Raw genomic sequence first — 11,207 nt, 5'->3', positions numbered from 1 at the left:
AAATATGGACCGCTACGAATTGCGCAGGCAGGATTACAGCCTGTCGGAAGACCAAACGGAACTCCAGGCCGCGTATGCGAAGTTCTTCAAAAGCCGCTGCCCCCTGGAGGTCGTGCGCGCGGCCGAACCGACGGGTTTCGACAAGAATCTGTGGGAGCAGCTGTGCGGTACCGGCGCGACCACCATGGCGCTGCCCGAAGCCGTGGGCGGCGACGGCGCGACACTGGTCGACCTCGTCCTGGTCGCGGAGGAACTCGGCCGCGCCATCGCACCGGTGCCGTGGATTGATCACGTCTGTGCGGCTCGTCTGCTCGGGCGCCTCGGCGCATCAGGTGCCGAGGCGGCCGATGTGGTCGGAGGCAGACAGGTGGTTGCGCTGGATCCGCGCCTCGATGCCGTCGCCGGAATCCGGCTCATCCCGTCGGGGGCGATCGCCGATCGGATCATCGTGCGCGACGGCGACGATATCGTCGCGCTGAGCTTCGCCAGCCGACCGGCGAAAGTCGACAATATCGGCCGTCTGCCGATGGCATGGGTCGAACCGGCGGCCGCCGATGGGCGGGTCGTGCTGGCCAGCGGAGCCGAGGCGCTCGCGAACTACGAGCTCGCCCTTGACGAATGGCGCGTGCTCACCGCGGCCGCGCTGGTCGGACTCGTCGAAGAGACGATGCGCATCGCAGCCGAATTCGCGAAAACCCGCTACACCATGGGTGTTCCGATCTCGACCCTGCAGGGCATCTCCCATCCGCTGGCCAATATCGCGATCGTTGTGCAGAGCGGGCGCAACCTGGCTCGGCGGGCCGCCTGGTTCCTCGAATACGAACCCGACGTCCAGCCCGGACTCGCGGCGGCGGCCTTTGTGTACATGGCCGAGGAAGCCGCCAAGGCGGCCACCATGGCCGTGCACGTCCAGGGCGGACTGGGTGTGACGACCGAGTCGGCCGCCTCGGCCTATTTGGTGCGTGCCCGGGGCTGGCCGCTGGCGGCGGGCGATCCGGGCGCCAGCGCCGTGCGAGTCGCCGAGCTGTTCGTTCGGGCCTAGGACGGAGCTACCGATGGACTTTTCTCTCGTTGAGCTCTCCGCCGAGGATGCGGCTTTCCACGACCGGGTGCGCGCGTTTCTCGACACCCACGTCACCGACGAGGTGCGCCGCCGCGATCGCGAAACCGGTGACAACTTCGACGCGGGCGTGCACCTCGCCATGGGCGCCGAAGGGTGGCTGACGGCCGAGATGAATACCGGCGCCGACGACGGCATGACCCGTGTGCAGCGGCGCATCTGGGATCTGGAGAAGCGGCGCGCGCACGTGCCCTGGGTCACCTGGGGCACCACCATCATCGTGGCGCAATCCGTCGAAGAGTTCGGATCGGCCGAGCTGCGCGAGGAGGTATTGCCCCGCGTGCTCACCGGCGAGGTCCGATTGTGCCTGGGCTACACCGAGCCCGAGGGCGGTTCCGATGTCGCGACGTGCAAGACCCGCGCCGTCCGCGACGGGGATCAGTGGATCATCAACGGCGCCAAGATGTTCACCACCGGCGCGCACAACTGCCAATACGTCTTCCTGATCACCAATACCGATCCCGAGGCGCGAAAACACAAGAGCCTCACCATGTTCCTGGTCCCGCTGGGCACCCCGGGCATCGAGATCCAGGGCATCCGGACGGTGGACGGCGATCGCACCAATATCGTCTACTACAGCGACGTCCGGATCGACGACAAATATCGGCTCGGCGAGGTGAACGGCGGCTGGCGCGTGCTCATGGAGCCGCTCAGTGTCGAGCACGGCGTGGTCGACGTCGCCGCGGACGGCCTGCAGGACGTGTCGGTGCTGGTGCATCAGGGCTTGGTGATGGCGACGTCGGCCGACAAGGTGGCGGCGATAACCGCGCGGCCTGGTCCGGACGGTCGTCGGCTGCTCGACGACGGGTCGGTCGCGTATCGACTCGGCCGCAGCATCGCCCGGCTGGAGGCCGCGCTGTCGGCGCCGGATATGTTCGGCCGGGTCGCGATCGCACAGGCCATGCGTGACATCGCCCCGGATCTGATGGACATCCTCGGGTCCGCCTCGGCGTTGCCGATCGACACCGAGGGCGCCATCGATGACGGCGGCGCCGAATACATCTACCGCTGGGCGCCGCTGTGCGGAATCTACGGCGGCACCCTCGAGGTCTTCCGCAATCTGATCGCGCAGCACGTGCTCGGTCTCGGACGGCCCAACTATGCCGCGCCGGTGCAGGCGAAGGCGAGCTGAAGGGGGAGCGCGGCACTCGACAAGGACACCGGCGCAATGAAATACGTGCTCGAATACCCGAGCGAACTGCCGACCGCCTCGGATGCGTTCCTGCGACCGGAGGTGATTCGCTCGGTCGTCACGGCGGCCGAGGAGTCCGGATTCTCGGCGGTGGCATTGAGCGAACATCCGGCCCCGTCGCTGAAATGGCGGCGCAACGGCGGCCACAACACCCTCGACCCGATCGCCGCGCTGAGTTTCATGGCGGGCGTCACCACGCGAATTCGGTTGCTGACCAACCTCTATGTCCTTCCGTTCCGCAACCCCTATCTGTCCGCGAAGGCGCTCGGCAGTCTGGATATCGTCTCGGGTGGGCGGTTGATCGCCGGTGTGGGTGCGGGCTATCTGCGGGCGGAGTTCGCCGCCGTCGGCGTGCGCCACGAACGCCGCGCCGAACTACTCGACGAGGCTTTGGGCGCGCTGCGGCGGATTTGGACCGAACCCGAAAAGCCGGTTGAGGGCCGAGATTTCGCGGCACCGGGGCCTTTGTGGCTGCAGGCCCCGGCACAACGACCGCATCCGCCGATCTGGATCGGCGGCAATGGACCGGCGGCCCTGCGGCGGGTGGTCCAGCACGGCGATGGGTGGATGCCGATCATCGCGGGTGCGGATATGGCCGCCGCGATGCGCACCAAGGCCATCGAGAATCCCGACCAGTTCGGTGACGCCGTCACCGCACTGCGTCGGCGGCTTGCCGCCGCCGACCGTGACCCGGACTCGGTCGATGTTCAGGTGGTGTGCCCGCATCTGGATTTCGCCGCCGCGGGCACGGTGCGCACGGCGCGGGCCTACCTCGACGATCTCGAAAAGCGCGGTGCCGGTTGGGCGGTGGTGCACGTCGACGGTTCGAGTCCCGAAGCGGCGGTGAATTTCGTGCGGACGTTCGGGAAGGTCGTCATCGGCGAACGATGACCGCAGGGGGTCGCGAGACCCATGCCATATATATTACTGTAATGCTATCAGTATCGGCGGTTTCCGCCTGGCACGACTGGAGGTGTCACGTGAAGGTCCCCTTCACCTGGAAGGTCACCGGGTGGTTCATGGTGGGGTGGTCGGCCGAATTCCCGCAAGGTGAGGTTCGCCCGCTCCGATACTTCGGCGAGGATCTCGTCGCCTACCGTGACGAATCCGGTGAACTGCACATATTGACCGGGCACTGCCGCCATCTCGGTGCGCATATCGGCTACGGGGGCAAAGTGGTCGGCGACTGTGTCGAATGCCCGTTCCACGGCTGGCGCTGGGGCCCGGACGGCACCAATCGCCGCATTCCCGGCGAGGACCGGACCAACCGCGGTCTGCGATTGCGGGTCTATCCGGTCAACGAGCAGAACGGCTGCGTGTTCATGTGGCATCAGCCCGACGGCAAGGAACCGCAGTGGGAGATGCCCGATATCCTGCGGCTGTTCCCGGAACTCGAGACCGACCCGGACAACTTCTACCGGCCGTATCCGGAGTTTTCCCGCAAGACCGAACGCGAGCCGGTGCATCCCCAGGTCGTGCTGGAGAACGGTCCGGACAGTCTGCATTTCGAGTATGTGCACGGTGCCACCGTCACCCCGCGGATGCTGGACTACAGCGTTGTCGACCACACCTGGAACTTCCTCACCGGCTGGCCGGACGCGCGCAGTGACGATCCGGACAAGATGGCTTTGAAGATCCACGCGCAGATGTTCGGTCTGGGTGGCTCCATCAGCGCGTTCGACGGATCGTCCAAGCACCGGCTGATTTTCGCCACGACGCCGGTCGACGATGAATGCTCGGATCTGTTCTATTCGATCTGGTGGCCGCGCAATCCGGGTGAGGATTCCGACGTTCCGCCGCCGGAGGTTCGCGAACGCGTCGAGAAGCAGTTCCTGGTCACCGTGTGGGAAGACCTGAGCATCTGGCGGCATCAGAAGTACGTCGAGCGCCCGCCGCTTTCCCCCAAGGACGCGAAACCGTATCTGTCGCTTCGCAAGTGGGCCACCCAGTTCTACGATGTTCCGCCGGTCGGCACCGCGTGAGCCGGCTCGCGCTGCCGGATCTGGTCGCACCTGAGCACACGGCCATCCTCACCCAGGAGTGCCAGGGTGCGGTCGTCGGGCCCGAGGCCGGTCTGCCCGCCCTCGCAGACGAGGCGCGTCGCGAGGCACTGCCCAATATCGGCAAGCTGCTGCCCGCGGCGCGCGCGGCCGGAGTTCGGGTGGTGCACTGCCTGGTATCGCGGCGGGCCGACGGCCAAGGAGCCAATCACAATGCCAAACTCTTCGCCATCGGCCGTCGCGGTGTCGCTGTCATACCCGGCAGTGCCGGTGCGGCGCTGCTGCCCGAACTCGGGCCGGAACCGAGCGACCTGGTGCTCACGCGGGGACACGGACTCGGTCCCATGGGCGGCACCGATCTGGATGCGGTGCTCCGCAATCTGGGTGTCTCGACCATCGTCGCGGTCGGAGTGTCACTCAATGTGGCCATCCCGAACCTGGTCATGGACGCGGTGAATGCCGCCTATCGCGTTGTGCTGCCCCGCGACGCCGTCGCGGGAGTGCCGCGCGAGTACGGGAACGCCGTCATCGAGAACACGCTGTCCCTCCTCGCGACCGTGACCACGACCGAGGACCTTCTGCAAGCCTGGGGCGCAACAACCCGGGTCGACATCGCGAACAACGGCGAAATTCGAACCGACCAAAGCAAGGCCGACACCCCGGGCACAGCCTGCCCGCGCAGCGGCGACACGTCGCCGACAACTTCGCCTCCCCCGCCCTTCCCCGCAAGGTCGACTCTGTCGTGACCGCCGAACAGTGGTGCCCAGCCGAGGGTGATGTACACCTGCGGATCTGGTTGTCCGACGGGTTCTTCGACTATGTGGCCAGCGCGAGGGCGGTACGGAATTTGATCCACGATTGGAACCGAAGAAATTGGTACACAATCGAATTGGTCCGCGATATCACCGACGACGTTCGGCAGCTGCCGCGCCTGCCGGGCGAACGATTATTCCTCGGGCCGTGACCGGCAGCGCTCCGCGCGGCTGCGTACTACTGATGCCGGCCTGATCGCCGCATGGCTGGGTTCGACGTACCGGAGTGCCCGGGGTCGCATCCATCACAATCGTCACCCTGTTCGTGGCTCTGCTGTCCACCACGTACCTCGCCAGAAGATCAGGTGGTGACGATTGTTGCCCCTGCGGTGCCCGGGGCGCCGTAGAGCAGCGCGAAACCGGCATTGGGAGCACCGGCTATCTGACGGTCTCCCGCGGTCCCGCGCAGTTGCAGGACGAGTTCGTGCAGCTGGCGCATTCCCGAGGCGCCGATGGGCTCGCCGTTCGCGATGAGTCCGCCGTCGGTGTTCACCGGCATCGCACCGGAGATCTCGGTGACACCGTCGGCGACCAGCTTCTCCTGGTCTCCGTCGGCGCAGAATCCGGCCTCGGCCATGTGGATGACCTCGGCTGCGGCATCGGTGTCCTGGAGCTGGAGGACGTCGATGTCCTTCGGTGAGATGCCCGCGGACTCGAACGCCGCGCGTGATGCGTAGACCGAGGGGGACACGTCTTCCTGCACCGGTGCGTAGGTCGTATTGACCTCGTACGCACCGTATTTGCGCGTGCGCACCTCGACAGCGCGCACGTATATCGGCTTGCTGGTGTAGCGGTGGGCGATGTCGGCTCGGCACATGATCACGGCGGCGGCACCTTCGTCCGGCGCGCAGAACATGTAGTGGGTCAGCGGGTAGTTGAGCATCGGCGCGGCCAAGATGTCGGCCTCGGAGACCGCCTTGCGGCGGAACGCGTTCGGATTCGATACGCCGTTGCGGTAGTTCTTGGCGGCGACCTTGGCGAGGGTCTGCGCGGAGATCCCGTGATCGTGCAGGTAGCGGTTGGCTTTCATCCCGAAGAACTTCGTGGTGAGGTATTGGCCGTTCTCGCCGTACCACTTGGGCATGCCGACGAGGGTGGGGTCGACGGTGAACGCGCCGCGTGGATGTTTGTCCATGCCGATCGCGATGCCGATGTCGTATTTGCCGAGTCGGATTGCGTCGGCGCAGGCTTCGGTGGCACTGGCCGAGGTGGCGCAGGCGTTGAAGACATTGGTGAAGGGGATCCCGGTCAGTCCCATCAGGCCCACGATCGCGTCGGGATTGGCGACCTCCCAACTGCCGCCGACGGCGAATTGGATGTCTCGCCATTCCAATCCCGCGTCGGCGAGCGCGGCGCGAATGGCGTCCGTCCCCATCTGCATCGCCGTCTTGCCTTCGAAGCGGCCGAATGGATGCATACCCACACCGATGATCGCTACATCGTTGGTCATGTGAAAAATCCTGTCCCTCAGGCTGGTTGGAAGGCGAAGGTCAGCACATCGTTGCCTTCGGGGTCGGTACCGAGCGGCACGGCTGTCAGCGCTACTTCCATTCCGAATTCCAACTTGTCCGGGTCGTTTTCGGTGAGCCGAGCTTCGACTCGGATGACATCGCCGAGCTGCACCAGACCGACACCGAAGGGAACGAAGGTTTTCGCCGTCTCGTCGCCGAGGTAGGGGGCTCCCGGGAGGAACCCCTGGGTGGTCCAGGCCACCAGGGTTCCGTTGCGCGGTAGTGTGATCGATTCGATCGACTGCCGACTGCATCGCGGGCACAGGTCCTGGATGGGGAAGACGGTCGCACCGCACTCGCCACACGACCCGCCGACGAGCCGGAACTCTTCGTCCGGCCAGTTGGAGATCTCAGGGGCAATCATTCTGCGCATATTCGTTCCTCCAGCTTGCAGATACTTATACAGTAAGCCATACCGGAAGTGCTTTCACAATCATCGGATCGCGAGGTCGAGCTGTCTCCCGGCGATGCTTGCGGTGGTTTCTGGAGAGCATTACGGTATTCATTTCGATGCTATTGGTGAACGGTGGTGGATGATGTCGAAAGTGCCTGCTGGATTCGAGGACCTGCTGCGGCGTCCGATCGTCGGCGTGCTCGCGACCGTGACCCCACACGGATCCCCGGACCAGACGCCTATGCGGTTCACCTGGGACGGCGCACACCTACGCATGAGCCATACGATTCCGCGGCGGAAGTTCACGAGCCTGCAGGCCAACCCCAACTATTCCTTCCTCATCACCGACCCGGACGCCCCTTCCCGGGTCTTGGAGGCGCAAGGATGGCTGGTCACCGTGAAAGGGGATGCGGACGGCTCGTTCTATTCGACGTTGAACGAGTTGTACGGCGAACCCGAGAAGGGCCTGCCCGCCGACGTGAACGACCGGGTCGTGCTGCTTCTCGACGCAACCAGGTTCATCGCCAAATAGCCAAGGAGACACGACATGACGCAGCCGATGGACGCCCCGATCTTCGATGCCGACTCCCACATGTACGAGACCGTCGAAGCTCTCACCCGATACCTGCCCGAGCAGTACCGGCAGGCCGTCCAGTATGTCCAGATCGGACGGCACACCCGGATCGCCATCAACGGCCGGATCACGGACTTCATCCCGAACCCGACCTTCGATCGTGTCGCCGCGCCGGGCGCACACGAGAAGTTCTTCGCCGGTGCGAACACCGAAGGCCTCACCCTGCGCGAAATGCAGGGCGCCGCGATCGAAGCACCCGCCGCCACCCGCAATCCGGACGACCGGATCATCGAACTCGACCGCCAGGGTGTCCGCGAAACGCTCAACTATCCGACACTGGCGAGCCTCGTCGAGCACTCGGCGGCCGATGATCCCGAGCTGGCCCTGGCCATCATCCACGCGCTCAATCAATGGATGCTGGAGCACTGGACCTTCGCCTACCAAGACCGGATCTTCAGCACGCCGATCATTAACTGTGCCGAGGTCGACGGCGCCCGGCGCGAACTCGAATACCTCCTCGACAACGGGGCGAAGGTGGTCCTGATCAAGCCGGCGCCGGTAAAGGGCCTGCACGGATGGCGCTCCCCCGCACTGCCGGAGTTCGATCCGTTCTGGCGTGACGTGCAGAACGCCGGCCTGCCGATCGTGCTGCATGCCAGCCAGCCGCCGCTGGATGAGTACATCAACAAGTGGGAACCACCGGCCACCAAGAACTTCATGGCCATGAGTTCATTCCGGTGGCTGGCGCTCGGGCATCGGGAGATCTCTGACATGATCGGCAGCCTGATCTGCCATGGCACGCTCACCCGATTCCCCGAGCTACGCATCGCCAGTGTGGAGAACGGCAGTTCGTGGATTCATCCCCTCTTCCACGATTTGGCGGATCTGACCAAGAAGATGCCCCAGAACTTCCCCGAAGATCCGCTGGAGGTTTTCCGGCGCAATATCTGGGTCAGCCCGTTCTGGGAGGGATCGGTCGCCGATGTCGTCGAGACGGTCGGGTGGGACCGAGTGATGTTCGGTTCGGATTACCCGCACCCCGAGGGACTTCCGGAGCCGAAGAGCTACTGGAAATACGCCGAGGGTATGGACGAGCGCCGCACCTGGGACTTCATGGGCGACAACGCGCGCCGATTCATGGGACTGCCTATCGCTAATCCCGATCCCGCCGCGCAGCATCCGCCAGTATTCGAAAGCAGCCGGTGAGCGTGACTCGTCCCCAGCCGTCCATCACACCCGAGAACGAATTCTTCTGGACCTCCGGCGCGGACGGCCGCCTGCGCATCCGGGAATGTCTGTCCTGTGCCGCGTTGATCCATCCGCCGCAACCGGTCTGCCGCTACTGTCGGGGCGACCGGATAGGCGTGCGGGCGGTGAGCGGTTTCGCCACCCTCATCGGTTTCACCGTGAACCACCGCTTCCAGGTGCCCGGCCTGCCCACCCCGTACGTGGTGGCACAGGTTGCCCTGGAAGAGGATCCGCGCGTGCGGCTGACCACCAATGCGGTGGGATGTGCGGCGGGGCAGCTGACTCTCGGTATGCGCATGCAGGTGGAGTTCGAGCAGCTCGGCAACGTGTGGCTGCCACTGTTCCGCCCGGCGGATGAGCAGAAGCCGTTGGCTCCCTTGCCAATCGACGACATCGAGCCTGCCGCGGTATCGCGCCACGTGCGGCCGATGGCGTCACCGGAGAAGTTCGAGGACAAGGTCGCGCTCACCGGGATCGGGATGTCGGAGCTCGGGCGGCGGTTGATGGCCGATCCGCTGTCGCTGACGGTGCACGCCTGCCGGGCGGCGGTCGAGGACGCGGGCCTGCGCCTGGAGGATATCGACGGGCTCTCGACCTATCCGGGATCCGGTGGCTTCGGCCCATTCGGCGAGGGTGGTGTCACCGCCCTCGAATCGGCCCTGGGTATCCGCCCGACCTGGTACAATGGCGGCGCCGAGACCTTCGGGCCCGGTGGTTCGGTCATCGCCGCGATGCTGGCGGTGGCCAGCGGGCTCGCCCGGCACGTGCTGTGTTTCCGCACCGTATGGGAGTCGACCTACGGTGAATTGGTTCGCGCCGGGCGTATTTCGCCTTCCGGCGGGATTGCCGACGGCTGGCTCGTGCCGTTCGGCGCGGTATCGGCGGCGCATCTGCTGGCGCAGACCGCGCAGCGCCACTTCCACCGGTACGGCACCGATCGCGAGTCCCTCGGCTGGATCGCACTCAACCAACGAGCCAATGCCGCATTGGATCCCACCGCGATCTACCGCGATCCGCTCACCATGGACGACTACCTCGCGGCGCGTCCCATCACCACCCCCTTCGGGCTCTACGACTGCGATGTGCCGTGCGACGGTGCGGTCGCGGTGATCGTCTCCGCCCGGGAAACCGCCGGGGATCTGGCGCAGCCGCCGGTCCTGGTGGAGGCTGTCGGAACCCAGATCATCGAACGGCTGGAATGGGATCAGAGCACCCTCACCCATGAGCCGCAGGTGCTGGGCCAGGCCGCGCACATGTGGACGCGCACCGACCTGAGGCCCGCCGACGTCGATGTGGCCGAACTCTACGACGGATTCACCTTCAACTGTCTGTCCTGGATCGAGGCGCTCGGCTTCTGCGGTATCGGAGAGTCGAAAGACTTTCTGGCGCAAGGCAAGAACATCGCCCGTGACGGTGTACTGCCGCTCAATACCCACGGCGGGCAGCTCTCGCACGGCCGCACCCACGGCATGGGCCTGGTCCGCGAGGCCGTCCTCCAACTCCGGAATCAAGCCGGAGTCAGACAGATTCCCGACGCCCGGGTCGGTGTGGTCACCAGCGGTGGGCTGACGCCGAGCGGTGTGCTGCTGCTGCGAGCGGACCGGTGACGGCGGAGGAGGCCGATCTGCTGATCGGCGACGCCAGGGGGCGCGATGGCTTTGGTGAGCGAGATCGATGGGATCGCGATGTCGGCGCTGTGCGCGCAAGGCGACGACTTGCGCGCAGTGGTGGTGGCTGTGCATGGTGGCGCGACCACATCCCGGTATTTCGACTGCCCGGAACGACCGTGGTTGTCGCTCTTGCGAATCGGCACGGTCCTCGGATTCACTGTACTGGCCGTGGACCGGCCCGGCTACGGCGAGTCGGCTGGTCCGGCGCTTCCGGGTGAAAGGTCCGCTGCTGAAGCCGCCACGATCGGACGCCGTGGTCAGTTGGCCGAGCGGATGTGCCGAGGCGGCCCGCAGCAGCCGCGCGGGTTGCCAAGTTTGCCCGAGGCGGAAGACTCGGGGGCCGATCTGATAGCGGCCGCTGAGCCGCTGTACGGTCCCTTCCGCGACCAGCTGGTCGAGCAGCCGGTAGGCCGTTGCCTTGGGTAGTCCCGCGGCCGATGGTCGACAGTCTTTTTGCTGATGTGTCATATTTTCAGGCGCCAGTGGACGATTCGTACCGGTACGGGATTCTGAGTTTCCGGTCGAATGACGGCACGTTCGGTGATCCGAACTTCGCGGCGAACTATGAATGGGCTTGCCGGGCAGTGGATTCGGGTCGTTTGTCGTGTTTCGTCGTGTACTTCTACTGGCGGCCGAACTGGCTCGATACGGTGTGCACGCACCGGGAGATGATCGAGCAGACCGGT

11 protein-coding genes and 2 pseudogenes are annotated in these 11,207 nt (G+C 65.5%); 11 read left to right on the top strand and 2 right to left on the bottom strand.

Annotated features, from left to right (window positions below):
• Nucleotides 1–4 precede the first annotated feature (4 nt).
• From NP3_RS16115 to NP3_RS16090, 6 genes and pseudogenes are all read left to right on the top strand, one after another.
• Nucleotides 5–1,042, top strand: coding sequence for an acyl-CoA dehydrogenase family protein (locus NP3_RS16115; RefSeq protein WP_063042223.1), 1,038 nt, complete (start codon nt 5–7; stop codon nt 1,040–1,042).
• A gap of 13 nt (nt 1,043–1,055) precedes the next feature.
• On the top strand, nt 1,056–2,252 hold the full coding sequence (locus NP3_RS16110; protein ID WP_063042143.1) for an acyl-CoA dehydrogenase family protein: 1,197 nt from the start codon (nt 1,056–1,058) through the stop codon (nt 2,250–2,252).
• A gap of 36 nt (nt 2,253–2,288) precedes the next feature.
• On the top strand, nt 2,289–3,203 hold the full coding sequence (locus tag NP3_RS16105; protein ID WP_063042141.1) for a TIGR03619 family F420-dependent LLM class oxidoreductase: 915 nt from the start codon (nt 2,289–2,291) through the stop codon (nt 3,201–3,203).
• Between the two features lie 89 nt (nt 3,204–3,292).
• On the top strand, nt 3,293–4,294 hold the full coding sequence (locus tag NP3_RS16100) for an aromatic ring-hydroxylating oxygenase subunit alpha (protein ID WP_063042139.1): 1,002 nt from the start codon (nt 3,293–3,295) through the stop codon (nt 4,292–4,294).
• Between the two features lie 11 nt (nt 4,295–4,305).
• Nucleotides 4,306–4,902: pseudogene (locus tag NP3_RS16095) on the top strand (cysteine hydrolase family protein); the annotation flags it as partial.
• A gap of 152 nt (nt 4,903–5,054) precedes the next feature.
• Nucleotides 5,055–5,276 (top strand): hypothetical protein, encoded by a 222-nt coding sequence (locus NP3_RS16090; protein ID WP_063042137.1) that lies wholly within the window; start codon nt 5,055–5,057, stop codon nt 5,274–5,276.
• A gap of 149 nt (nt 5,277–5,425) precedes the next feature.
• Here the strand turns inward: NP3_RS16090 and NP3_RS16085 are convergent, their stop codons facing one another.
• On the bottom strand, nt 5,426–6,574 hold the full coding sequence (locus tag NP3_RS16085; RefSeq protein ID WP_063042135.1) for a thiolase family protein: 1,149 nt from the start codon (nt 6,572–6,574) through the stop codon (nt 5,426–5,428).
• Nucleotides 6,575–6,591: 17 nt separating this feature from the next.
• Entirely contained in the window at nt 6,592–7,008 is a 417-nt protein-coding gene (locus tag NP3_RS16080) for a Zn-ribbon domain-containing OB-fold protein (protein WP_063042133.1), read from the bottom strand.
• 163 nt (nt 7,009–7,171) lie between these two features.
• Here NP3_RS16080 and NP3_RS16075 point away from each other — a divergent pair, with 163 nt between their 5' ends.
• The 5 genes and pseudogenes from NP3_RS16075 to NP3_RS49820 all read left to right on the top strand — a co-directional run.
• On the top strand, nt 7,172–7,561 hold the full coding sequence (locus tag NP3_RS16075) for a pyridoxamine 5'-phosphate oxidase family protein (RefSeq protein ID WP_063824789.1): 390 nt from the start codon (nt 7,172–7,174) through the stop codon (nt 7,559–7,561).
• A 15-nt stretch (nt 7,562–7,576) separates the two neighbouring features.
• Nucleotides 7,577–8,809, top strand: a complete 1,233-nt coding sequence (locus NP3_RS16070; RefSeq protein WP_063042129.1) for an amidohydrolase family protein — start codon at nt 7,577–7,579, stop codon at nt 8,807–8,809.
• Nucleotides 8,806–10,458: a thiolase C-terminal domain-containing protein gene (locus tag NP3_RS16065; protein ID WP_063042127.1), complete on the top strand. Its 1,653-nt coding sequence runs from the start codon at nt 8,806–8,808 to the stop codon at nt 10,456–10,458. The genes NP3_RS16070 and NP3_RS16065 overlap by 4 nt, the downstream gene beginning before the upstream one ends.
• Nucleotides 10,459–10,503: 45 nt before the next feature.
• Complete coding sequence (locus NP3_RS51505; RefSeq protein WP_063042125.1) at nt 10,504–10,947, top strand: alpha/beta fold hydrolase; 444 nt, start codon at nt 10,504–10,506, stop codon at nt 10,945–10,947.
• A gap of 56 nt (nt 10,948–11,003) precedes the next feature.
• Nucleotides 11,004–11,207 (top strand): annotated as a pseudogene (locus NP3_RS49820) (hypothetical protein); the annotation flags it as partial.

Source organism: Nocardia pseudovaccinii NBRC 100343 (assembly GCF_001613225.1).
GTDB classification, from domain to species: Bacteria; Actinomycetota; Actinomycetes; order Mycobacteriales; family Mycobacteriaceae; genus Nocardia; species Nocardia pseudovaccinii.
The sequence above is the reverse complement of the archived record's forward strand: the minus strand, read 5'-3'. Positions and strand labels throughout refer to the sequence as shown.